This window comes from Mesorhizobium sp. M0663 (assembly GCF_040320585.1).
Classification (GTDB): domain Bacteria; phylum Pseudomonadota; class Alphaproteobacteria; order Rhizobiales; family Rhizobiaceae; genus Mesorhizobium.
On sequence record NZ_JAMYPX010000050.1, the window covers coordinates 1 to 26,872 of the forward strand.

The 26,872-nt window shown below is 60.1% G+C and carries 7 protein-coding genes; 2 read left to right on the forward strand and 5 right to left on the reverse strand.

Annotation, left to right across the window (positions count from 1 at the left end):
- Positions 1-992 precede the first annotated feature (992 nt).
- From NKI54_RS34070 to NKI54_RS34080, 3 genes are all read right to left on the reverse strand, one after another.
- Positions 993-1,976, reverse strand: coding sequence for a glycoside hydrolase family protein (locus NKI54_RS34070; RefSeq protein ID WP_352694187.1), 984 nt, complete (start codon positions 1,974-1,976; stop codon positions 993-995).
- Positions 1,977-2,515: 539 nt separating this feature from the next.
- Entirely contained in the window at positions 2,516-10,489 is a 7,974-nt protein-coding gene (locus NKI54_RS34075; protein WP_352694189.1) for a hypothetical protein, read from the reverse strand.
- A gap of 2 nt (positions 10,490-10,491) precedes the next feature.
- Positions 10,492-21,969: a hypothetical protein gene (locus NKI54_RS34080; protein ID WP_352694191.1), complete on the reverse strand. Its 11,478-nt coding sequence runs from the start codon at positions 21,967-21,969 to the stop codon at positions 10,492-10,494.
- A gap of 394 nt (positions 21,970-22,363) precedes the next feature.
- On the opposite strand from NKI54_RS34080, the gene NKI54_RS34085 reads away from it, so the two are divergent.
- Both NKI54_RS34085 and NKI54_RS34090 read left to right on the forward strand, forming a co-directional pair.
- Positions 22,364-24,196 (forward strand): hypothetical protein, encoded by a 1,833-nt coding sequence (locus NKI54_RS34085; RefSeq protein ID WP_352694193.1) that lies wholly within the window; start codon positions 22,364-22,366, stop codon positions 24,194-24,196.
- Positions 24,197-24,206: 10 nt separating this feature from the next.
- Positions 24,207-24,881 carry a hypothetical protein gene (locus NKI54_RS34090; protein ID WP_352694195.1) on the forward strand — a complete coding sequence of 225 codons (675 nt, stop codon included), beginning with the start codon at positions 24,207-24,209 and terminating at the stop codon, positions 24,879-24,881.
- A 26-nt stretch (positions 24,882-24,907) separates the two neighbouring features.
- Here the strand turns inward: NKI54_RS34090 and NKI54_RS34095 are convergent, their stop codons facing one another.
- Both NKI54_RS34095 and NKI54_RS34100 read right to left on the reverse strand, forming a co-directional pair.
- Positions 24,908-25,669: a L,D-transpeptidase gene (locus NKI54_RS34095; protein ID WP_352694197.1), complete on the reverse strand. Its 762-nt coding sequence runs from the start codon at positions 25,667-25,669 to the stop codon at positions 24,908-24,910.
- 356 nt (positions 25,670-26,025) lie between these two features.
- A complete protein-coding gene (locus tag NKI54_RS34100; RefSeq protein WP_352694198.1) occupies positions 26,026-26,754 on the reverse strand; it encodes a CHAT domain-containing protein in 729 nt (242 codons plus the stop codon).
- Positions 26,755-26,872 lie beyond the last annotated feature (118 nt).

The window sequence follows — 26,872 nt, forward strand, 5'->3', positions numbered from 1 at the left end:
CTTCTGAAAGTGCCGTAAATAAAGGCCTGACAGAAGACCGCACTCGATCACACGTCAAAAAGGGTCAGACACTACTTGCGCAACGGACGGCAACCACAGAAGTTAATTGAGTATCCGACCCTCCCGATACGAGCGAAACAGCCGCACTCGCACAGTTAACTGCCAAGTGACAGCTAGATGTTTCGATGTCGATCGACCCGCAGGCGGGGGACAAATCGGGAAGCGTTATGCCGAGCCGGACTTTCACTTCTACGCCCTTGCGGGCGGAGCGAAGTTTGACTTAAGCTTAGGTGATTAGAATGCATCGAAGCGGTCACGTTTCGCTAACTGGAGGGAGGCCCATGCCTGTTACACATTTCGGTCGTGGTGAGTTCAGAAACGAACTTTGGATTCAGCAGAAGACTGTGTTCACTCGGCCCGAGAGCGTAGATGTCGAGTTTGAAAACCAAGGAGTGTTCGAGTGGCTATTCGCGAATCGGAGCGGTACGATCGTTAAGATATCTCGCCATCCAAACACAGCAGCTGGGTGGACCAGTGTGCATTTGCCATCGCTTGGACTGTACGAAGATTACAGCATTGGTTTTAGAAACGTATCCCCCGGGGTTTTGCGACTAATCAAGCAGGGTGATGTTACTCACGTTTGAGTGAGAGTAGGATCTCGCCACAGGGATCGGCGGATCGGCCAGCGGCGGGGAATTGAGTCGGTCGCTAATCGTTGGGCTATTTCGACTGAGCTTGGCACGCCGCATACGCGCTTGAGCGCTCGGCTTTAAGTCTCATCTCTGAAAAATCACGAGCGACAATCGGAGAGCCGGCCGTTCGGCCTGATCTGTATTCACCGGCGTTTTTCCGTCAACACAGTCTTCGTTCGAACGAGCATGCCCTCACGACGAGGGAGTCGTCGTCTGGCGCAGCGATATTGATCTCGGCTGTCTGCTGCCGCAGAGGTCCAGCCTGGGACCGCGCCTTAGCAAAATCACTCCACTTAATTTCTAGATATCCAGCCTGACCCTAATGGAGTAGCGCTGATCGGAGATTTCGATCTCAAGGCCTCGTAAGCCGCTCCCAAGAAGGCCTTCGCTGTGCCGGCGCCTGGCAACCATTTGATCTATTGTCGTTATTTGCTGTGCGACAATTGAAGCGATCGAGCCAAGCGGAAAAGGTACCGGTATGAAGGCGGCAGCACTTTCGAAAAGCGCCCTGATCGCGTCATTTCTCTCTTTTGGCACATCTGGGCGATTGCAATGGGTCGCAGCGCTGCTCCAATTTTCGGCCTTAATTGCGGCGAACAGAATGGGCCAGTTACTTTCGGTAAACTTGGTTAGCCCGATATTGAACATCATGTCGAGCAGGGCATCCTGGGCGTCATCGGGATATGTATTGAGCTGCGGGAACCGTTTCTCCAGGTCTGCTGCAGCGTCGGCGAGTTTCATTCTCAGATCCGTTTTCGCATCGATTTCCGACACTACCAGCTTGGTGAATTGCTTATAGTAGCCCGCCGAATGCCCGATCTCTTTGGTACTGACAAGCTTCCATTCGTCTTGGATCTCCTTCTTGCTCGTCGTTCCCCCCGCGGCCTTCGTGAAAGGCACCGCAGCCGCCGCCGCCGCGTTCGGCAGCATATTTCCATAACCAACTGTCACCTTGCCTTTTGTATCCAGATACATGTGCTCAACAAAAGACTCGAAGCCTGCCGTTCGGTCGACGGCTGTCTCACGTATTTCCACGATTTCCCTTCTCCTCTGAACGAACCCACAGCTACCAGATGATCGGATTGGATGATGTGATACGCTAACGATGCGAGCCTGCGCCTCAACCATCCTGTTCAAGCTAGTCGGGCGAACGCCGATGGCGGGCAGGGAATCGTCGGTTGGCGAGAACAGCCAGTTGAAATTGAAGGGGTGACCGACGCCATCGAGCTTGATGACGAAACCGGATTTGTTGGTCCTGGCCGCTGCAAGAGCAAACCCCCGCATCCGGATTGCCGACAACCGGCTTGCGTTTGCCGTTTGACATCAGGGAGTCGAAGGCAAATTGCATTCTGAGCTTGCTCCCCGCCAACCCTTCCACCATTCTCTTCAAACTTCCACTGGTTTCCCTCGCGTTGGGAGATGCATGCACGCGCCGTGATCGGTGTGACATATGTTCTCCATTTGTCGTTTCCAGTCGCATAAAATGCAGTGCGGGACGCTGTAATCTGCAGCAAAAGAAGGGCTTACGTGGGCCCGGCCAATATCGGCTGGGTGCGCAATCCAGCATTGTCGGGCAGATGTGCTGAGAATGTGACCAGATCCTGCCAAACAGTCGTGTCCAAGTCTGATGATGCCATCTCGCCCGCCCCAAGGGCTAAGGTCTTCCCTTCACAGCCAACCCGGACGCGGCTTCATTAGAAGCCCCCTCTCCGGCGTCTCATGTGCATTCGTGAACTCATCCCGATTGTAGCTAATCTCGCTGACCGAGGGTTGACTGGACGCGGATTTCTGGATCGGATCAAGTGAGTGCACACGCGGATCAATTAACCGCGGGGCTTGAGGAACTCGCTCTCGCGTTCCGGCAAGTAGGTCTGTCCGTTTCGGTCGGCCTTGATGACATAGATGCACTCGTTCGTGAAATCAGCCCGCGGCCGCACCAGCGTCCAGACGAACGTTGCGTGACGGCGCATCATGCCTTGCCGAAAGTCGCGTGCCGGATCGGCTAGATCGACCCGCCACGGCAGTGGCGATTGGGCATGCAAGGGCACCGACAGTCGCGAGGACGCTCCAGACCCGGTGCGCAGCAATGCGGCATAAAGCGCCGGTGGTGGTTCGATTACGGGATCGTCGGTCAGCACAAAGCGCAGGCTGCACGACGGTATATTTTTCGGCGCCTTTGAATCCGTTGGTGGCTCTGGCAGCAGATCGATCAGGTCAGTTTCTTTCCCGCTGGCCGAGTGCCAGAGAACGGCCGTGGCCGCGCTGTCTTTTAGGGCTGTTTCCATCACGAGGATGTCGCCAGCCGACAGCCTCGCGGGCGCCCCGTCGGCTTCAGTGACAGCGGAAAGCGGCAGCTCGTAGACATCCCCGAGCTTGAGTTCGACCTTGTCCTTGCCGAAACGCAGCGACCGTGACGGCCCGCTCTTCGGCTGCAATTCTAGACGCATCGTGGCAACAGCCTCATTCTGATCTCGCGTGAGATCACCGCCCGGAACGGCTTTAGCCTTCTCGGCAATCGCTTGCGCGATATCGTCCATCGGCCGGTCGAAGCGCACGTCGAGCATGAAGGTGACCGTGCCAAGACGATTGAGTTGCCCGCGGTCCGCCGTCAGCACGAGCTTAAGATCGCCGCGTCCGGCGGGCAGACGCTTCCTCGCATCCTCGGTGAGTTCAAGCCTCCTGCCGTCGCCGGCTGGCGGGCCAGCGAGATCTCTGTCGTAGGCGGGATCAGCGAATAGCATTGTCGCCGGCGTGAGCGGCAACGCGCCGCGTATCGCGGTGACCGGATAAAGCGGCATGCGCAGCGTGATGGGTGCGCGGTCGGCGCCTCGCGCAAGCTCCGGCTGCGCTGGATTGGCAATCGTGAGCGGCAATTCGCCATCCTTTACAAGGCTGGCCTCTCGCAGCGACGAGGGATGAACGGTCCACTGAACTTCGACCGCAGGCAGCGGTCCAGGAGCGGAAAAAGCTGCCGCGATATCCGAATTCGCAACCCGGCGGGTCGAGCCTTTTAGAATGAGGATGACTTCGACGTCGGCGTAGAAGGTCTTTTTCGGGGCCATCGGATACTCGGTCCAGCCGTTTACCGTCCCGAAGCTTGCATGCGAAAATGGGATAGCCGCATTTCCGATACGGAGAATGCCGCGCGTCTCGAGCTTACCTGCCGTCCCATCAATCAACGCTTGTCCAAGCAGATCGCGGGGCGCTGGGGTAGGCGCAGCGTCGGAGACGACGAACATCCGGCACACGAGGCTGACGGTGCCATCCCATATATCGGCGACCGTGCTCTCCCACTCGGGCGCTGCAATCACGCTTATCGACCATGCACCATAGCCATGCTCGCCGCCAACTCTGACGCCCTCGACGATATCGGCCGAGCCGATGACCGTTGCGAACGGGCTCATGGGATCCACCGACGAGGCCTCGATCCGGCGGTCCTTCAGCGCATTGCCAGTGTTGGCGGGCAACCGCGCCGGCCGCGGCGTCCTGAGCTGGCGCGCCAAGGAAGAGCCACCCTGGGCGGGCCGGCCGAAACGCGAATACATGGGATCGAACATAGCGATTGTGGCGAGCCCGCTGAGCAGGCGTACGCGCCGCGCGGTCATGATGCCGGCGCGTTCGCCGACGGACGCAGCGCTCAGCTCCTGCGGCAGAAATGGCTGAACCTCGCGGCTCCGGCCAGCCGGAGCCGCGCCGTCGTCGCCGCTGCTGGCGCGCATTGCCTGCAACACGTCGGCACTGGCCGGCAACCGAGCCAGCGGTGTCGCTGGCGTAAGCCAACCGATCGGCGGGCCCTTGAGGTTTGTGGTCTGCAGCGGGAGATAAATCGGCACTTGCGTCTGCGACAGCCAGACGAAATCGTCATTGGCATTTTCATCCATGAGGTTGAGCGCCGCACCGGTGTGGGCGGGAAGTCGGGCGCGGCGCGTCAGTCCGGCCAGGCCGGAGCCCATGTCCTTGACGTCATCGTAGTCGCGAATGGGCTTGCCGGCTCCCTCCACCACCGGCGCGAGCCAACGCAATGGTTCCTCGTCGGCGGGATCCGCGACCGGACCGCGGCCATGGTCGGCGAACGAGGCGTCCGGCGTCGCCGGGATTGGCGGTTCATCGAGTATCGCCGGCGGAAAAGCATAGGGGAAGTACTGCGCGGTAACCGCATCGGCAGCCGGTGACATCGCGACGAAGGCGGCGCGCGGATTGCTGTCGCGTGCAACAGCAAGGCCGTTTAGCGTCGGAATCCACGTTGTATCGCTTTCGCTCGGGGACAGGCCTGTCCAATCGGAAACGAAGAGGCGTTCCCCGACCAACGCGAAACACGGAAGCAGCTTCATCGGCGACGGTGACAAATCCTTGTCACGCAACGCCAGTGCGGCGGCGATTGACAGCGATCCCGAAATCTTCCCTTTCTTCCGCAAGATCGATGCGGCCGCGACTAGCGACAGCGATTCCATCTGGCCTGGAAGCGATGGTTGCCCGAACATGCGTTCCACCGCTACGGCGGAAGCCAGAAAGAACGGCGTAGTCTCGAGCGTTGCGCCAGCCAGATCGTCGTTGAGAAAGCTCTGCTCGACCAGAATCGCGCCGGCCGGATCGTCCCAACTTTCGCCATCGCGCGAAGGCGGCAATGGCAGAGACCCAGCCAACGCTGCGGCACGCAGTGCGTCCAGTGTGGTATCGGCGGGCGATGGAGCTCCACGTCTGCCCAGCGCCAGAAGCCGAGCCGCCGGTCCGTCGGTCCATGAGAGTTCGATGCCGAGGGCCGGCACGGTTTGTCCGATCTTGCCAGCGCCCAGTCCTGCCAACACGGGCAGGCGCAGCAGCGGCGCGGCGGTTGCGGCGCCGGACCGCAGCACGCCGAGGAAGCCTCCCGTCACCATCAAACCTTCGCTTGGGTGCTTCCAGAACGCCGTGCGAAACGCTGTGCCGAGCGCGCCCTGAAGAACGGTGGCGACCGCTCCGAGACCGGGCCTGTGCATGCCGGGCTCTTTGGTCACGACATACTCGCTGTTCTTGATCTGGCCCTTGTAGCGTGCCGCAAATGTCGTGGAGTCTTTGCTTAGGTCAGCCGGAATCTTCGGGATCATCGCCGCCGGATATCCGACTGCGATGGTCTCCACCCCGGCCCATTTCAATGTCTTGTCGCCACGGCTGAGTTCGTGGCGAGCGGTGACAAGCGTGGTCCAGAGGGCGGTATTGGATTTTTCGGCGAGCGAAGCGGCTAGCGCCAGATCCAGTCGATGATCCGAGAATATCCAGCTAATGGTATGCGCTGTCGCATCGGCCGCCTGCCGGGGTGTGACCGTGACCCTCCCGTTATTTTCCTTTGGCTCGCCCGGCAGAGGAATGGTTGCCGGCGACTTCCAGGCGATGGATGGCCAGTTGATCGAATTTTTCGCCGTCACCGTGCCAGAAACCGTCGCGGTGCCCTTCCAGAAATCTGAATCTCTCGTGCCGGCATTCGACAGTGTGAATCTCAACTTCGCGTTCTTGGCCTCGATCCCTGTCCCAAGCACGATTGTCGCGTCGCCAGCCGCCGGTGCGAGATCGGCTTCGCAGTGGCCAAACAAAAGTTCAGCCGTACCTTCGATAGCCGCCTTGGCCTGCTCCTGATCGGGGGCATTCGGGTCGGTCACTGCCTTTTTCAGCCGCGCTACCAGGCCGAGCGAAGCGTGCCACGCGGTATCGACAATCGGCTCCGCCGTCACTGCCAATACGAGTGCGCCGTCGCCCTCGCGGATTGCGCCTTTCGGCAAGCTGGCCTGCCATCCGAAGATGCTCAGGCTGCCACCGGCATAGGTCCGCTCGAAGCTGAGCATGCCGGTCGCCGACGTCATGCTCTCGGCACGCGGCACTATTTCGACGGCATATTTCAGCTCAAGGTTCGGATCGTTCGAGAGCAGCCGAGCCGGATCGGCGCGGAGCTCGAGACCTGCGGTGAGTTCTGCGTGGGCGATCCGCAAGCGGCCCGCGCCGGGGGGGATCGGCTGATTTGCCCGGTCGGCCGTGAAGCTAACGGTTTCGACTCCGGTCTCTCCCGTGCGCAATGCGAAGGATATCTTGGCGGTTGAGAACGCGACATCGACGTCAGCGATTACGATTGCAAACCGACTCACCTTCAGGTGGGAGAGCGAAGCGAGACCGTCGTCGGACGCGATGCGGCACTCGACGGCGACACGCCGCCCCATGTCCGGTGCGTCCGCGACGACGAACGAAAACCGCAGCGGGGATTCTTCCGGGGTGTTTTCAAAGCTGGCGTCAAGAGTTTCCCCATCAAGATTCAAGGTGAGATTCAGTTTCACCAGGTTGAGGGCCGGATCGGGCGAGCGCTCCGGTTCGCCAAGGGTGAGACGGCACAAGATCGAGGCCTTCTCGACCTTGTCATTCTTGAGCCAAAGGGCCGTGAGCCGTAGCGGCTCGAGCCGGAAACCAAAGAACGGCATCTGGTTGCGTCCGAGCCGGAACGCCGCTTCGGCATCGGTTGCTAGCGAAGGGACCAGCCGCCACTCGAACCCGGCGCCGGCTAACTTCTCCGCATCGTTCCAGACGTCAAAGGCGATGGAGCCGTCCTTCGCGCCAATCACCGCCTCGTCATTCTCGAACAAGATATCCTTGAACCAGAATAGAAACTTCTGCTGGGGAACGTCCTGGCCTGGCACGTTTATCTTGACGGCGACCGGCGCCAGCAGCGAGACCTGACGCAAGTTCTTCTTGTCCGGCAGCATCACCGGTCGCGACAAGACACCGACGGGATTTGCTGCGGGCAGCTTGATTCCGGTCAGGCGATTGTCGAGATCGAAATAGTCGTCAGCGCCGCCGTGCCCGGATTCTGATTTGAACGTGCCCGGACTGAACCCCAGCACTTTAAGCGGACCGCCGTTCTTCAATAACTGTTTGGTTTCCAGATTCGGCGTGAAATCGCCTTCGAGACCCTTGAGCACGTTGTTTCCCGACAGAGCTTCACCACCGTCGATCGACAGGCTGCCATAGGGCAGCTTGCCCGCTACGGGTTTGGTGCCGACCTGGATGCTGACGCCGCCCCAGGACAATCCCTTAACGAGCGTCTTCACGTCGACCTTCGATTGGGCGGCTTCAAGGTCAACCGGCTTGAACGACATCATGTAGCTGTCGGCGACGCGCGAATTCTGATGCTTTCGTTCCTGGTCTCCCCATAGCTCGGCGAGAAGCGGCCAGTCGAGCGCAGTTGCGACCGGCTTCGGCGGCTGCATTTCGCGCTCATCATTGCTTGCGGGCCCGCCCGGCTGCGGCGGCAATGGCGCGGTCGCAAAGGCTTCGTCGAGAGCCGGTAGATCGAAGCGAAGCGAAGCCTGATACGGAATAGCGTTATGAGGGCTGGAATCGGGAATCGGCCGCAGTTCGACACCGGGCAAACCGAGCGCCGCGAAAGCAATGCCGCGATCAGGATTACCGTTGGCGTCGTCGCCGGGCTCTTTTGGCCAGGAACTGGCAAGCTTGTAGTGCAAGCCGGCGTCGCTCAATCCGGCAAACGGATTGCCGCTGGAAATACGGAGTCTTGCGAGCCTCCGCCAGTTGGGAGCGGCGGCTTTGGTTTCAAGCACGAACGGGATCAGATCACGGCTCTCGAGCGGTCTCACCGCGCCGGCCGCAGCACGCGTCATCGGCATCGCGGCTGCAAGGGGAATCGCGTGGTGACGCCGCCAGACGACCGGGGACCACGGGAGTGTCTCGTTGCCGGTGTCAAACGAACGCTCCACGGCTTCGGCGGCATCCTTGCCGTCGACGACGGCCACCGCCGCACGCAATGCGGCCCGCGCCTCCTTTGGTCTGAGGAGCTCGCCGATCCAGCGATCGCCCTTCACATTGAAATCGATAGCCAGATCTACGCCCTCCACCTCCATCGGATCCGACTTGGATTGTTGGTCATCGTTGCGCGTCGCCTTGATCGTGAGACCGGAGACACTGACCTGGATGAGATCGGTGGAGCCGCTTTCGAAGGCGAGGTCGATGAAGGAGCCAGGCCCGGCGCCGAGCCGAGGCAATGCCTCAAACGCGTCCGGTCGGTCCGCCGACATCCAAACCAGCCCGCGGGTGGACAAACTGAAGCCGTCGACGGAAATAGCGGCCTTAGCCAGGAGTCCCGCAGCAGGCACGCCGGCTAGCAAATCGGGATCCTTGCCCGGCAGGATCTCGACGATGCCATGAAGTGCCGTGGGCTCGGCGATAGTAACGGCCCAGGGCGCTTGAGAGCCCGAGCCGAATTGGCTTCCGACGGTAAGCACGCCGGCGGGCAGTCCAAGACGCTTCAAGCGGAAGAAGCCATCGCCGAACATTGACGTCTTATGTTCCTGCCGCGGCGTCACCGTCAGTTTGATATCCTGAGTGGTATCGCGCGGGCCAAGGTTCGGTACCGGCAGTTGCAGCCAACCGTCCGCCAACGGCACGAATGCGGGAAGCAACGGTCGCGCGAAGGCGGCTCCGGCAGCAGTTCCATTGTCCACCGAGGGCACGACAGGCGGTTCTTGCAGGCCATAGGCGGCCCGAAGATCGGCAGCGAGCTGGTCGACGTGGACGCCGAGCGGATCAATCACACCGAAATTCGCTTCGATTGACTTGGGCAAGCAGGAAATCTTCAAGGCCGACGGCGCCGTCGCCGTGGGTTCGGAGCCGAACTTGAAGGTCACCTTGTCGCCGTCTTCTGCGGCCACGACCCAGCCTGTCGCGAGCGACGCGACACCATCGATGTCACCGTTTTCGCTGGGGCTAACCAATTCCACGCGCAGCGCGCGTTGGGGTATTTGCATCGGGTCGAGCCCGCCGGGGATGCCGCTCTGCATCTTCACCGGCCAGCGGACGCCGGGGATGCTGCCGTCGTGTAGCGCGGCGAACTTTAACCCCAGCAGATCATCCTCGCGGTTGTCGCGAACCGCAGGCGTGATCCTAGTCCATGCGTTGCGCCATTGTTCTTCCAATCCGACCGCGGCAGAGAGCAGGTTCAGATAAAATTTGCCGTCATCGTCCGTCGAGAGCCGCACCCTCCCAGGTAGCTTCTGCCCGCTCGAACCAGGAAAGGCGTCGAAGACCGCGTCGAATTCGATGCCGTCCGGCATCAGCCAGATGCGAGCCCAGTCCGCCTTGCCTTCCTTTTTCGATTGAATACCGAGCTTCCTGAGCCAGGCCAACTCGCTTGTCGTATGGCCATTGGCGTCGACGAGGGCGACTCGCAGGCCGACGCGCCCAGCCACCAACCGCAGCGGCGGCACTGGAATGACCTCGGAGGTATCGCTGAACTGCGGCCACTGATCATCGTCGACCGCTAGGGGTTCGGCGACGGTGCGAACGAATGGAGCCTTATGCCCGACGCCGGCCGCTAGCGGCTCGTCCTCTTCGGGGAAGGTTTGAAGCAAGGCCCCCTTACGCGCCCGCACCTCGACGCGGGACGTTTTCGAGAACGAGAGGATCAGGCGGTCGACACGGTCGACATCGTCTTCGTGTTCGGTATAGGCGTCGTTGGTGGCGCCGACTAGAAGATGAAGGTCGATCAGACGCGGCCGGCGCCAGGGAGGACCGCCTGCGTTTCCGGCGCGAGGCGGGTCCGCGGCGAGCACTCGAAGCGGATAGACATGATCTGCGTTGACGCCGCTCGGCTTGTTGAATTTGTCGAAGGTGTGCTGCCGCCCGAAATAGGGCGCCGCCGCCGAAAGCACCCAGAAAAATTGCGCGTCACGCTGCGTCTTCTGCTCGGGGTGACGCTTGGCATCGCCCGCCAACGTCACCTTGCGGAGTTGCGGCTGACTGTTATCGCTGATCAGGTCGCTCATGCCTAACCCTCACTCGCAAAATCGGCCCAGTCAGGTGGTGTCACGTCGATGTCGATTTCACCGATGGCTTGCCACTTGTGCGCCTCGGCCTTCGGCCCGCTCCTCGGCATGTCAATGGCGTTCCGCCGGTCGACCGCGCGGATCTTGAAACCTTCCGCAGCACCAAACAGCCGGTCGCGACACAACCGCCACAATGTGCCCCCCTTCTTGCCGAACGGATGCTGATCCAGCGCCAGGACGGCTTCAGCCTCTTCCTTTGTCGGAAGGTCATAGACGGCCAGTATCTCCGCACCGGTGGGTTCGATCTTGAGCAACAGTGGCAGCGGCGTGACGATCGACGGCAGATTGACGGTTTCAGCCAACGCCAGCATCGTGCCGCGATCACGGCTCAGCCGCGTGAGATCGGGCAGCGGCCCAGCGTCCGAGAGCGCGTGGGCTTCGGTCTCCAGATTGGCGGCCATGCCCCTCAGAGCGTTGGCCAGATGGACGTTGTCTTCCGACGCGTCAAGGGAGTTAGCGGCAGTGATGAGAACGTCTCGGGCGTCGGCGAACCGCTTCTTGACGGCGGCAACGTCGGGCAATGCGGCGAACCCGAGTGTCAGCGTCAGCCGCCACTCGGCGCGCAACAGCGCAAATGCCTTCGCCTTGCCATTGAAGGCCTTGCGGACAATATCACCGTCACCGTCCTTCAGAACATGGCGCGCGGTTTGCTCCTGGATCAGGCCGTCCGCGCGCGGGGCCAGAGAGAACGCCAGGTGGAATTCGCGTCCGGCTTTGACCGTTCCGAACGTTTTCTCCATTTCGCGCGTTGTAACCTCGGGCAATCCTGACGGGCGCTTTGTCTTGTCCGTTTGGGGCTCGAATCGAGGTCCGCGGCAGCGCACGACGATAGGAACCGCCGTAGCGCCCAGGTCGGCCTGTCCATCGGGCCGCGCCACTAAATGCACTACGGCATCCTCTTCTTCGAGGGTCGCCTTCTCGCCTGGCGCGCTTTCCGCCGTGGCCGCGCCATGACGCAGCAAGGCGTAGGTCACGTAAGGATCGGGCCACCAGACCACGTCCTTGCGCGCCTTTGCCTCCTGGGGGTCGGTAGCAATCCACGGCCATGCCCCCTCCACCGTCACGTCGGCGTGCGAGATGAGCCGCAGGCCCTCGACGCGGATGGTGGACTTCTCGTCGGCATCATCCCGCTTAACGACGATGGCGGGATGATCGAGCAGCTCGAGATTGTCACGGCCCCGCAAGTTCCGGCGTGGCATTTCATCTTGCATGGCCGACACCACATTGGAGACAACGAGGCCGGCGCGCGCGACGGCCAGCGCGGCGACCCGATAGTGGGGCGGCAATTCATCGATGCGCCAGATGTCGGCACCCTTCCACAGCGACGGATAGATATCCGCAACTTCGCCAAGCGTCGCGTCGTTGATCTCGTTGTCGCCCAAAGGCCGTCCGAGCGGACCAACCGATCGCTTCGGATACAGTTCCACGTCGGGCCAGACGTCCTGCCCCTTCGCCTCTCTGAGCCGATCCGGCCAGTCGCGGTCGCGATATTCGCGCGCAAAGGTCAAAGCCGTTCCTTCGGTGCCCAGCCGGGCAAACAGCGACCGGTTGGAGAAGGCCAGCGCCTCCTCGCCGTGGCGCGCGACGACCAGTTCCCATATTTCCTTCTTGTCGCCGTCTTTCCTGGCCGTCAGCCGAGAGCCGAGGATGACCGGAGGCTCGATCCTTTCCGTGCGCGGCGATACCGCAAGCGCATAACCGATCGGCTTCTTGAATCTGTCCGCGACGACGAGGCCGTCGGTCACCAGCCGCTCGCTGTCCTGCTTGTCGCCGTAATAGCCGGCACCGAGCGCCAGGTTTTGATAGCGTGGTGTCGGCCGCACGGCATAGGCGCGCGCGTGAGCCCAACGATCGGCATGAAGGAACGTTAGGGTGAGCATGCCGTCCGAACCGGCGGCAAGGTGCCATGGCTGCGCCTTGATCGGCGCAGCCAGGGCGTAAGGAAGTACCGGCGCCTTGACTGGCACTGCGCCATGATCGAGGAAGCGCTGCGACCAACTGAGGTATGCGCCCATCACCTGCTGGTAGTCGTTGTAGGTAGGTTTCAAGAACTGCCCTTGAGAAACCTTCACGGGCCAAACAAAGTCGGGCAAGGCCGACCGCAGATTGTGCCACAACGACTCGAAGGCCGCGACGCTGGCTGACGTCCAATGCGGCGTGCCAGGTTCAAAGTTGGCGGGCGGATCTTCCTCTGCCGCCTTTGCCGACCAGACATCGGCCTTGATTTCCCCGAACAGTTCGAACGGCGAGCGGACCATCCCCTTTCTGGCAGCGGGAGAATCGAGTTCAACCGGCACTGGCACGTCGCCATTGACGCTTGTGAAAGGCGCGGCAGGAAAATCGGTGGGCTCGACAGGCGTTGGCGTGAATTCCTTTCTCTTCTCGAGAATGGTTTCCTTCAGCTTGTCGAACGCGCAAAGCTCTTCTGACGTGGCGATGGGCTTGCCGCCGGCCGTTGCCGCCGTCGTGATTACAATTCTCGCCCTCACCTTGAGCATGGCGCCCAAATCGATCGTCGCACCCTCCGGCACGCGGAAAAGCAGACTAAGAGTTGGATCAAGCTTGCTCGAAAGTGTCCGCGCTTTAGGCCAGGAGATAGCCTGCATGCTGGCGGGCTCGGACGCCGGGTCCGCCGGTCTCACCTCTACGATCCTGCCGTCGACCGAGCGCCGCACCTCCAATGTTTGTTGGTCGGCCTTGTTCTCGAAGTACAGATCATAACCGGCGATGCTGATGGTTTTCCATATCTCCGGGTCGCCGCTCTCGCCGTCTGTCTTGTCCTTGAGTGGGTGTCCGGCCGCGATTTGCGCCGACGGCCAGTTGGCCTTGGTCCAACCCATCTCGACCAGATAATATGTCCAGAACTTCTCCGGCCGCGGCCGCAGCGACAGTTGCGCCATCGCAAGGCCATCGTCGTCGAGCTTCAGGCCAGCCGTTTCGTCTTCCACATTCGCGTTCAAGAGCACGGCGTTGAACGGACCCGCCACCCGATCGCTGCCGGGCTTGAGCAGCACCTCGACGAAGGGCTGTCCGGCTTTCTCTACGCCGAGGGCGTCACGGTAGCGCTTCGCGGTCTCGCACATCACTGGATCAATAAGCGCGAGCAGTTCGCCTGGCGGAACGAAACGATCCTGGTCGCGGTCATAGAGCCTCAGCGTCACCGCAAGACCAAGCTGTTGCAGCGCAGCCCAGCCGTAGGGATCCTTCTCCGCGACGGTCGCGGAGAGGAAACCCGCCAGATCCTTGGCATCGCCGGGCTGAACCGACTGGGGTGTCACCACATAGCGCCGGTACAGCGCATTGCTCGTCGCGGCGTATTCGAGCTCGCCGACAACCTCTTCGAGCAAAGGATGACGGAACGTATTGAGACTAAGCGGTTCGACACATTTTCCGGTCTCGATCGGCGTGCCGTGTACGATGGTCTTACCGCAGATCTCAACGGCCAGGCCGTCGAGCGCATTGCGGTCAGCCATGAATTTATCAGCAACAGCCGGCGATGCCTTCCACCCAAATCCGAGCAACGCTTCACGAATTGATCTGGGCGAAAACCGGTGGTCGCCTCCCTCATATCGAACCTCGCAGTGGCCCACGTGGGGGGAAAAGATGAATTCATCCGGAGCAATGCTACGTGTCAGCGGAGTCCATATCCATTCGCATTCCGCCAGCGCCTCATCGACAGTGGGTGCGATGGAAAGCAGCGTCCTTTCCGCACGGCTGTTGGGCCCGGCGACCAACCGCACCTGCAGACTCAAGGGCCGCCCATTCCGCATCAAGTCGGTAATCGCGCCTTCCGGCGCGGTCGGCATCAGCCGAATGCGCGGCGTGCGCTCTGCGAAATGCAACGTCGATTCCGCCGCGGAATACCACGGCGCGCGGATCGGTTGCGATTGCCCGCTGCGGCCTTGGCCACGATTTAGCAGTCGCCAGGTTTCGCTAGGATAATGCGCTTGCCAGCCCTGCCAGTCCCTGTTGTGGTCCGGCATCAGCCGTGCCATTTCAGGCGAAACCCTTTCGACGCGGGCGACCCGGCGCGCCTGCCGCCAGGTCTTGGCGTTGTCTGTTAGCTCTACCGTGCTGGTATCGAGCCGCGCCAGATCATCGAGATCGAGCTCATGCACATCGTAGCCGGCAACCGCCGTCCGGTGGATCTCGTCGATGCCGGTCGATGAGTTCTTATCGAATCCGGAGGACGCAGCGAACGAAATCTGCGTCAGCACGCGCCTCTCGGCGTCGCGCACGAGCGCCGGCTTCGCGCCCTCGATAAGATCTTTCAGGGCGCCAGTCGTGTCGTCCGGCGGAACGCGGAAGCGGGCAAAACCGGATTCGGCCCGGATCTGCCCGGGCTGATGCGGCGGCATGTCGAGATGCACAGGCCACTCGAATGCTTCCGGCCGCATCAGGCCAATGTCCTGATTCGAAGCCTCGCGAGAGAGCGGCTCGACCCGCACTTCGATCGCAACGGGCGTTCGCTTCGAATTGAAGATCGCCAGATGTTTCGGCTTTTTCGGGTCCGCGTAGTCCGTCACCGTATGGAACGTCTCTAGCGAGAAGCGCGTCGCGATTCGTTCCTGGTTGGCGTTCTCGCGTCGCCAGAGGCTGTCAAGAAACAGGGTCTCGACGCCAATACCCTGCGGGTCCCTCACATCGAAGCCATCTTCGGACTTTGGCCTTCTCAGTGGCGCGGCCAGCGGCACATTCTTTTCGTCGTCGACAGGTTCTAGCAAGGTCTTGCCGGCGAGCCGCCTCCATAGCGGGAATTTGGCGATAGTGTCGCGGTCTGGTTCGAGCGAGTCGACGTCAGTGTCGTTGGGGATCTTCCCATCGCGGCCGCGGATGTCGCGGAAAAGGGCCTTGCCCTCATTGAAAAGATGCGTCGCATTGTTGTTCGGGACATCCTTGTCCCTGGAATTCAATATCCAAACCAGTTCGTCGGCCGTGGGTCCCACGCCTGACGGCGGCCCCAGCCGGCGATCTGTCAGGCCGTCAGTGCCATAATGTCCGGAGGGGCGGATCGATTCCGGATCGGCGATCAACCGATAGTTGCGAACCACGCGAATGGTCGGGCTGATAAACCCCTTTTCCGAATCCTTCGGATCCTTTGGATCTCGTTCGCGGAATGGATCGCGCAGGGCGATCACCACCCCAACGCTGTCCTTGGGCGCGGTCTGCGCAGTCCAAGGCTTGCCGTCGTCTTGTCCCATCCTGGTGACCACGAACCGCAATTCGGCTTCCGCCGGCCGGATCGGAGGTTGCGGCTTCCTGACGTCGACGAGGAAGCTCTTCGGCAAGCCACGCGTGCCGGCAATGTCGACAGGTGTCACCGTGTAGGTGACGGATATGGAGTCGTCATCTCCGATCAAGTTGGCCCAGTTGATCGCCGCTTGCAGCGCCAGCGATTCGTCGCGCACCGGGAGCAGCGCGGCGCGCAGCTCGGCGGAGATGTCCGCGAGATCGTCGGTGAATTGCCAATCCGGACGCAGGAGGGTAACCTTGCCATTGTCATCCCATCCGCCGATCGTGGCCGCCGGCTTGACCTTGACGATTCGCGGCGTGAATTCCTGCCCTTCGAGGGTGCGCCTGATCTCGTAGTGGTCCAGAAATTGCTCGGGATCATCGTCGGTGCCGGACCCCGCCAACTGCAGCCGCCAGTCGAGCTTGATCCCGTCTGCTGCCACTGTGGAGCGGCCCGATGCGAGAATGGGATCCTGTAGGTCGAACCAAGTCTCGCGGGCGTTGAAGACCGTGATGTCGCCAGGATCGGTTGGTACACCCTTCTCCAGCTTCTCAATCTTGAGGTGCGCGAGCTCTTTGAGGTCTTCGACCTTGCCAAAAAAAATCAGGCCAAGATCGGTGACATGAGCATATGTTTCATTCCGGGGTCCGGTCTCGCAAAGCGAGACAAATTGCTCCAGGAACATCGAGAGGACTGTCGAACGCGTCTGATGGACAGCCTCAACAACCGGATTTCGCAGAGCGGTCGCAAGACGAGCTCGCTGTGCCGTATCGCGCTCAGCGATCCGCTCCTGTTCAGTCGCACCAATAGGATCGTCCGCCCGGCCATGCTTACGCGGGTAAGGTTCGAGCCATTTGGTCGTTATCCGATAGGGAGGGGCAGGATCCGGTCGCCATTCGGTGTCGGAGAGGAAACACTCGTCGAACATCTGAGCGAGAGTAAACTTCGGACTAGGCTCTTCAGGAGCGGTGGCCTGCTCACTCGGTACCTGACTATTCCATCTTACGCTGATCTCAGGTTGCGCCGGGTCGACCCCAACCTCCCCGTGCCTGCTATCCCAACGCTTAACGGAAGGCGCGCTCCAACTAGGGGGGAATTTCAGGCGATAGACCGCTTTCGTCTCTGAGCGCGCGCTCGGATCGACATCGTCGAACTCGGTCGGCGCCGCGTAGAAGGCGGCGCGTGTCTTTTCCTGTATCGGATCGATCGCGGGCTCTCGAGGCACAAGCAGCGCGTAAGCATGACCATCCGGCGCCTGCTTGCCGCCAATGTTCTTCTTTGCCTCGTGCATAATCAGCCAGAAGTCCGTCTGAAGCATTTCCCTGCCGTATTGCGAGCGGAACTGGGAGGCGGGCAATCCAGGCAAACCTGGCTTGACCACTTGTTCCGGCGACGGCGCCATCGCCGGGGCCTCGGCGAACTCCGCGTCGCTCTCGATGCGTTTGTCGCCGGTGTGGCTACTGACCGCCGGCGCGGCATCGGGTTCCTCGGCGGTGATCGACATCGCCATGAAGCGCTGCACCCGGGCGCGAGCTTCCGCCAGTTGCGAGCCGCCAAGCGTGAAGCCGATGCTGACCGACAGCGTGCAGCCGAATGCCGAAATGGCCACGCGCGCATGCACCTGGGCGCCAACACCCTCGGTCGAGATCACCATCTCGACCGAGGCCGACAACTGCAGCGACCGCGAGAAGCTGATGCGTATGGTGAAGGTCTTGAAGCCGAGATCGACTTCCAGCCAGGCGCGAATCGAGATCGCCAGCGCCGCATCCAGTGCAATCAGGCCGTAGATCAGCGATCCCTTGATACGCCAGGACAGATAGCAGATGACGCGTGCCACCAGATGTGCATCGAGCGACGCTTCGCCGGCGATGCCGATGGGGCCGATCTGCAACGATCCGCCGAAGCGGAAGAACGCATCCGCTTCGATGTTGTAGCCCCACAGCAACCCGTCATCGGCGGCGCGGAAGATCATGCCACCACGCACGGTGACGCGCATGTTGGGTTCGTCGATCAGGCGGACGACGAGCTGGTCGGGCCAGCCCATCTCGTAATGGAACAGGCCAGGCTTGATGAACAGCGTGACGGACCAGTCGATCGAGCGCAGCGCCCTGCGCAGCGGGGGCTCGGAGCCGCCGGATTTGGCCAGCGCTGGAATGCGATCCCCAATGTAACCTTTGCTGTCGCCGATGGCACGCGCGAGCAGCCGCTTGTGCGGCGCTGAAATGTAGAGGTAACCGCGCAGGCCGGGATTGGACCGCAGCTTGTCCTTGTCGTTGAGGTAGTCGATGTAGTTGGTGCCGAGCCAGCCGCGCAGACCCATGAACAGCGTGAAGTCGGAACGAATGGCGGCGACCAGATCGAACAGGAACGGGTTTTGCGCCGCTTCTTCCGCCTCGACGTTCCAGCTTTTCTCCGCGGGATAGGCCTGGATCGCTCCCTTTAGCGCCAGCGTGACATGATCGCCCTCGACTTCCGGGCGCCAAGCGGAAAATTTGTGCAGGTCGCCCTGCCGTTTCGAGATATCGTCGAGCGCGCTGATCAGCTTCGGAATCGACGGCGCGCGGTCGGCGGCGGCAAGCGCTTCGAGCGTGTAGCGGAAGCCAAAGCCGAAGCCGACCTCGCGCAGATAGAAGGTCCAGACGACTGCCGGTATTTCGACCGACATCTGGCGCTTCTCCGCATAGAAGAAGAAAGACTTGCGCCGCTCACCCGGATGATCCTGCCGTTCCAGCTCGAGAAAGCCGAGACTCGTGGCAAGATTGCCCCAACCCGGAATCTCCAGCTCGCCTTCGCCGAGAAAGCCGTAGGTGTCATAACCTGGCGGAGCCAGCTCGGTCCCTTCCACGGTGGTGCCCGGGTCGACCGCCAGCACGGAGCCGCGCACGTGGATGGCTCCCTTGAGGTTGAGCTCGATGCCGAGTCCGTCCGCCCTGATGCGAGGGAGCGACTGACCCTTGGCAGGCGGCGCAATCCACAAACCATGGAAGTCAATATTCGGCTGCATGACGTCGCCGATTTCGACGAACTTGATCTGGCCGGATACGTTTACGGCCGGATCCCCTCCGAACTTCGGAGACGCCGGATGATAGCCAAAGCCCCGGATCTCGAAGGTGAAGAGATTGAATAGATTGAAGGTCTTCTTCGGATTGAGCGACTTCTGGAATGAGATGTGCTTGATCAGAACCCGGGGATCTGCCGATAGCGGCGTGCGCTCGAGGTTCATCTCCACGCCATCGAGGAACTGCAGCAGTCCGCTCTCGAACTCGCCCGATTTCGGTGTGAACCGAAGCGATCCGGTGACGAGGTAGTAGAAGTGATAACCGTTGTCCTTGACGAAGGCGATGTCGAGGTCGGTGATCGTCAGCGTGAAACGCGACGCATGACAGACGATCGGATCGCCTTTCTTGTCGAGCTCGACCTTTCCCGATTGCAGTACGATGCCCTCATTGGCATCTTCGCCGAACGTCAGGGCTATCGTGCAGTCGGCTTCGCCGATCAGCTTCGGCGGCAGCGAACCCCGTCCGGCAATCGACGCGGAGACCAGCCGGCCACCCCTGATCTCCAGTGATCCTGCGGTAAATCGAAACGGCACGTTGATGCCGTTCATTTGCACCGCCGTGTCGCGGACTTTCGCCTTCACGTCGAGGCCTCCGGCGCTGATCTTGAATACCTCGACGTCGAAGACCACGCCCTTTCCGTCGGAAGACAGACCATCAAAGCGCAGCTCCATCCGCGCATTCGTTGTATTGAGCTCGAAGCCGGTTTGCCCGCCCGCGAAGCCGAGCTGGAACATCTCGACCGGTTTGTCCGCGAGTCGTTCGTCCTTGTCCTTCTGCTCGACGACCCAGACCAGGCCGAGCGCATGCTCCTCGATTCGCCGCGACACGATCGGAAACAGCTTACCGGCCTCAATTTTCACATCGAAATTGTTGAGGTCGAGAATGGTCTTCAGCGTGACCTCGGTCTCGACGCCGGCAGCCTTAAGACCGAGGATGAGATCGACTTCAGCGGAACGCTTGTCGATTTCGGCTTTTGTCCTGGTGTCCTTGACCCAGATGACATTCGACAGCGAATTTTGCAGCTTTGCGAGAAAGCTCTGATCGCCCGGAGCGCTTGATTCTTCCTCTCCCGGCTCGCCCATACCGAGCAGCGGCAGGATGCGGTCCTTGTCGAATTCGACCGAGATGTCGAACTTCTCCTTGATCGGCTTGAACACGAACGCGCCGGGCGCGGTCATGGCCTTGATATTGGGGACTGGTACCGGCAGCGGGAGCTTCGTTGCCTCTCCATCAAGCCATTCAAAGAAAACCGGCTTGCCGCGACTGAGCCCCGCAATAACCACCATGAGACTGCCGGCATTTGCGCTATCCAGAAGATTCAAGCTGACACCGAGCAGCGGCTTCTCGGCGCGATCGCCCTTCTGCTTGTCGGCATCGCGGATCGGGGTCGTCGTGCTGGCTCCGGCTTCTTCGCGCTTCAGCCAAAGATCGGTCGATATCGTTGCCGCTGTCAGCTTCGAGCCAGGGGCTGAGACATCATGCGTTAACGTCAGATAGGCGCCGGGCTGGCTGACGAAATCGATCAGGAGCCCAGGCTGCCAGCCGTTTTCGATTTCGACCTGCACGCCGAGTACGCCGCCCGCAATCTTCTTGCGGGTGGCCGGCGCCGGCTCCGCCACCGGCGGCAAGGTGATGAGGACCTGCCTGAGCTCGATCGGATCGGTCGCGATCCGTATTTCGACGATGAAATTCGGCGTATCCTTACCTAGTTTCGCGAGCGCCTTCAGCGCCGCGGCAATCAGTTCCGCAATTCCCGATAGCGTCTTGGTCACCAGGTCGGCAACGCTGTCGATGATCTCTCCGGCAACCAGCACGGCCGCCTGCGCGACTGCGGCCGCCATCTTTCCGAGAATAATGATGATTTCTTCGGTCTGCTTCGCAGCGGAGGCGACGAGATTGAAAATGACTTTGACGACTGGAGCCGCCTCGCGTGCGACAGCCGCGGCCGTGTTGGCGATCAACTCAATCGGATACGGCTCGACTAGATGCAATTCCGTGACCTGGACCCCCTTGGGGGAAAGCTTCAGCTTTCCGGAGAAGGCGAGAAAGGCAGTGGGGTCGTCGTGCACGCGAACGAGGAGGCGGTGGAAACTCACGTCGACCCACAACGACTTGTCACCAGTCGATACCGACGGCGCGACAGCGAGCCCTTCCCAGGACACTTCCAACGGTCCCAAGCGCGACTTGTTGTCCTTGACCTGCAGTGGAGCGTTCACCGCAATGTTGCCATCGATGATCATCTTGGTTGCCGTGCGGGCAACCCGAATCGCGTCGAACGTGGCCACCGTCGTGCCGCCGACCTGCTTGACGGTTGCCTTGAACTTGGCGAGTTTTGCCTCGATCTGGCCGTCGACCCAGTCGCCATCGACAAAATCATGCAGTACGACAGCCCAGTCGATGCCGCCGGGTTGGCCCGGCCTTGCGCGCAACGCCAGCCGTGCTTCCTCGCCCGCTCCAGGTGCCGGATCCTGTTTGAAGCTGGCCTCGATGTTCGCCGCGTCAACTTTCTTTACGAGCCGCTGAAACGCGCCCGCAAGTCCCTTCAGGTCGTTCAGGTCGCCCTTCAGTTTCAGCGGAATGGACGGCAGCTCGAGCGACGGCAGCTCGAATTCAGGAAGACTGATGTTGAAATCATCGACATCGATGCGGACGGTCGCACCGGCATTCATCTCGACAATGCAGACCATCGCGACCGCGCGCGTAACCGGACCGATAGCCAGCAGCGCTGTACCGGCAACCTCGCATCTGCCGCCAAACTTGATCTGTAGCGGGTTCTGCTCAAGCGAGTTTTCAGCGAACAACCTTAACTTGATCGAGCCGCCGGCAAAGGCCTTGCCGGTTCCGAATGGTGCATCGATAGCGAGAAACTTCGCTTCGTCCGACACCCTGATCTCTACGACCTGCAGGCGTCGCTCGGCTTCCTGCAACAGCGCAGCAAACTGCCGCACAAGATTTGTCTTGGTGGCAGTCAGCGCCTTGTTGATCTCGTCCTGGAGTTCGGCCTCCGGGCGAAACCCGTTATTAGGCGCGTTGATCAGTCCAGCAGGGATGTCGATGGCCTTGGCCAGCTCAATGACGATCCGGTCAGTCCCTCCCGCCCGGACGAGGATCTTCGTAACCTGCAGCACAGCACGATTTAGTTTTTCCGGCGCGCCCGTGGCGTCGTACTCAAATATCTTTCCGGACGCTCCGTCCGTTATGCCTCCCTCAAGAAAGAGCTCCCAAGCCAACCCGCCAGACAGGTTACCGCCGAATGCCTTCATGGTCTTCGCGACACGCCCCCCCCCGAAAATGAACAGGTCGAAAAAATCGAAAATTACTGCGGCTTAGCTTCCTCGATTTATTCGACGACTCCGTATAGGCCCTTTACACACCTCCAAAGGCCGCCGAGCGAGATTCGAAAAAATTAGTTTACGTTTTGATTGCAAAATTTATCTAATCATACATCATAATGCTTGGCTAGTAAGCAAAGTGCTGCGGTGGGATACGGTCGACATTAGTCGATCGCTCGGGGGAAAGCCGATGGCTGTTAATGATGTTGAATTGTTTCCATCGTTTGTTTGGGGCGAAGCGAGCGGACTGACCGCTCAAGGTAATGAGCCCGACAAGGCGCAGGACCGGCTTTGGTCCGTCCTAACCTTCATCGCGAAAAATGCGCGACCGCGCGGTCTGCTCGGTCAAATGAAGCGGGCAGGACCCTTGGTCAACGCCGATGAGGCGGACAACTACACGCGCATGAAGATGGTCGTCAAAAAGGTCGTCGAGGAAAAGTACGACGGACCGGCTTTGCCGCAACAAGCTGCTTTGTGGCAGATCGACGCCAACAGCAGGCCGTTGTTCGATCCCAGTGACGCCGGCCGCGCGCCGCCCTCGTGGATTTTTCAGGAGAGCACGCGGCAAGCAGGAGAGTTTTCCAGCAAAGCTGGCTTGCGCTACCGGCTGTTCGAAATGGTGGACCCACCTGCCGACGGCCGATTGGGCTACGTCTCTTCCTACAGTTTGACCGGTCTGACGATCAGGACGTGGACCGTGCCGCGGAAAATGCGCATTGCCGCATGGGTCATTGGGATTGCCGCGTCGATCCTCTTTGTCCTTGGCTGCATTCTGGCAACCGGGACGGGACGAATAGACGGCACAGTCCGCTGGCAGATGTCGAGCACCGGCTTCCAGTACGACATCGTCCGCAATCTGGCCGACATTTGTGTCAGCGACCAGAAACTTTTCCCGAACTGGAAGCGCCGTGCTTGCAGCTTTCTTGAGGACGGTAGCGGAAAGTACGTCATTCCGGCCACGGTCAAAACGGCAGCGCCGGCGGCACCGGCATCAAATCCACAGGCTACATCAGAGTCGCAAAGTCCCGTCGACGATGCACCAGCGTCCACTGAGGCTAAAAATGACGTAAAGGAGTTCGGAGACAAGGTTGGCGAGGCAATCCAGCTGATCCGCAAGTGCCTGAACGTCGGGATAGCGGCACCGCCCGACGATACAAAAACCGATGCCGATGCGGCCACCACTGCCAACGACGCGGCCTCATGCGAGTTGATCGCGCGCAGCGCGGGAAATCTCGTACCCATCAAGGCGCAAACCAGCTTCCTCGACAGCGTGGTCGCGACGATTATAGGCGTCAAGAACGTTGCCGGGACCAGATCGATCCTGCTGCAGTTGTTTTGCGCCACGCTTGGGATCGCGGGGCTCGCCATTGCGCTCGGCCTCGGGACCAAGGGGCGGGTTGACGGCATCTGGATCGATGAGCGCAACCGCGTATCGCTTGCGCGTGCGCAGGTGACGCTGTGGACAATCGTTGCGCTTGGAGGCTTCGCGACGATCGCGCTGTTCAATGTCGGACTGGGAGCACCAACGTCGTTCCCGCAGATACCGGCGTCGATTGCCGCGGCGCTCGGCATCGCCTTCGCCTCACCGATGATTTCAGCACTCATTCTTAATTCCAGAGGACTGGAAGATGTGACGACGATAGGGGCATCGAAGAGAGACACAAAGGATTTCTCGGATCGCGGCTCCTTTCTTGCAGCACCATCTACGGCACTTGATGCGCGCGATGATCCGACCGAGGCATCGATTGCCGATGTATTCATGGGCGAGCAGGTGGCGGATTCGGCATATGTCGACATCTCGAGACTGCAAAACGTCGTGTTGACGGTCACCCTCGTGCTTGGGTATTTCGCGATGCTGACCGAACAGCTTCGCGCGATTGCTCCGGACAGTATCTTGACCGGGCTCGTCCACCTGCCGGACCCGGGCGCGGCGTTCACCGCGGTATTGTTGGTCAGCCACGCGACCTATCTCGGCACCAAGGTGTACAAGACCACACCGGGAAGCGGCGAAGCCGACGGTTAAAAGGCGACAGATGCCGGATGCGAACGCAGCACCGTTCATAGGACTCGCCCTGACGGCGGCCGGGCTGGCAATCGGTCTTTACCAGTATCGGATGAATAGCGAAGAAGCGAAGCGGGCGCGAAGACGCGAGCGCGCCGTCATGGCCGTCAAGCACATGAAGGAGTTCTATGCTGACGAAAATGTGCGTTTCGCGATGCAGCTTCTCGACCAAGGACGGGCTCAGCTTGCCGCCTTTGGAGAGGTGGTGACACCTGAATTGCCCGCCGCCTTGGCAAAGCATTGGGTAAACTCACCAGATGAACTGAAGGACAATTCTACCAGACAAGAGCCGTTTACCGGCAAGGATCGGGCTATACGTGCCGCTTTTGACGGCTTTCTTACGCAGTTGGAATCGATCGAACATCTGATTGCCAACGGTGTAATCAGCGTGCGCGATTTCGGGGGGCTGTTTTCGTACTGGCTGACGCTTGTGGGAGAGATTGCCCGCCCCGACGACAAGATCGGTCATTTGCCCAACAATGCGCGTCGTGCGCTGTGGACGTATATACGGGTCTATCAATTCAATGCGGTGGTGCACCTGTTTGCCAGGTATAGTCGGGCTGCTCCGCCGGGGGTCGAAGATCGCTTTGTCGAACGTGGCGCTGGCGCTGAAAAGATTCCCCTGCAACAACTGGCTTCGAAATAGCGCTTTCCCCTACGACCTATCGCCGGTCAGACTGCCGGCTCTGCTTGAGTGGACCAAGGGTAGGAGATTTGAATCCGAGTTTGTCCGGTAATCCAATCATAGAAATCCTTGGCATTTGGAGGTCCGAGATGAATGCAGCCTTGGCTGGGCCCGCCATTGTCCGCAAGGGTATCCGGTCCCTCGTGGATGAAGATGCCTTTTTGACCCCAAATTTTTACAGCCCATGGCATTTCAGCGTTGTTGAACTCACTGCTTATCCATATCTTGAATTTGTACGCATTTTTGTAGTCGCCCTGATATTGAACCCCCTCTATATTCTGAACCGTAAGATCGCGCGGGTAGCTCAAATTGGGCTTTCCAAGGCAGGCTATTTTCTTATTTCCGTAGGTCAAAAGCCCTTCGCCATTTGCGTTGAATTCAATTTTCACTTGAAGTGTGCGAGCAAGATACTTCGCAGAGGTTTTGTCTAGATTTTCGAGTAGCTGCCCTGCGGAACCGGAATGCATTTCCAAACACGGCGCCGACCTGTCAACCTCAATCCGATAGTACCGACGTCTCTTTCCATTATCAAGAATAGTCTGGTAGGCCTCCGATAGGATTCGGATGGAATCTCTCGGCACTTGGTACACTGTCGATTCATCCTCAGTCGATAGGTATACTAGGTCACCATGTTCTTCGATATACACGATCAAGGGAAGCATTCGCGCTCTTGTGACGCCGTGCTCCATGAAGCTGGTCAGAGAGAACGAGTCGAGGTTAATTTCAGATTTAGGATTCGCTTTTTTCATCTTCACACTCCATCCCGGAAAGCCAGTTTGCTACCCGGTGTCGGCCACGGTTCTAACCCAGCGATATTCTTCCGAGTGGTTTCATGCGGCACAAATTGACTGTCATTGCCATATTAGTTTTTTGGTTCGTGTTTGGGGCATACAGGTAAATCCACGCAAGAGCAGAGATTGATGTCAAAAACTGCCATTCAATAGGTTTGACCGCGACGAGGTGGAAGAGCTAGCGCAGCTATGGAGGAAGGTGTGCCCCAACTCACCGACGTCGTTCCGAAAATGCCAATAGCGTTGAGAACACGCACGATAGCTCGGGTGCCAGCTGTTCAGGTTCATCCGTAGTGACCACGAGCGCTTCGTACTTAGGCGCCGTAGATAACGAAGCCACCCCAATAGTAGGGGTGGCTAAATACCTTCGACGATGGATCCATGCCGGCAAGCGTACGATCAAATTCTTGAAGCGCTGAGCGAGTCGCTGGCGGAATGTTGTCGGCAATAAAGCCGGCCACTATGGGCCGCAGCAGCTCGACGGTTGCCTCGCGCACCCAATGTTGCCCGTCTTGAAGGGCGAACGCAGGACGATTCCGATTCAATATATGACTCGTCATGAAAGCGGATACGAAGAGCGCCGTCGCCACGTCACTCACGGGCCAGCGCGTGGCCAGAACAGCCCCCGCGCCCAATTGCAGAAACCCGAGCGGCAGGCCAATGAACTCGTCCGCGGCCGATCCAACCATATGGTGGCCCGTGTCACATGAGGACAGCATCACCAACCGCGGCGGTTTGAGATCAGTGAGTGTGAACAGGTCATCGAGAGAAAGAAACTCACCTCCGGCCAAGTGCAACCCTGACCTGCGCACGTCGACAGGGTCGAATGCCCCGTGAGCCGAAAAGAGCCAATGGCTTCGTGATTGCAGAGCGGTCAGAACCGCATCCTTCGCGCACTCAGCACCAAGTAAGTAGGTGCCGGCTGTCTCTCCCCGAGTTGAACACCGCCCGGCTATTAATCGCCTCAACGGCTGCGCAGGGTAAGTCTTCAGTGGGGTCGATGACCGCGGTGAGGGTTGGGACCTCTGGATCTGACACGGCACGATCGAGAACAGTTAGGGGTCAGAACAAGAGCTGCTCGAAATCATACGCTAAGGTCGAACGGAACGTGAACTGTCGTCTCTGACTCGCATGATGGTCTGTCGGCTGGTTTCGAACTTT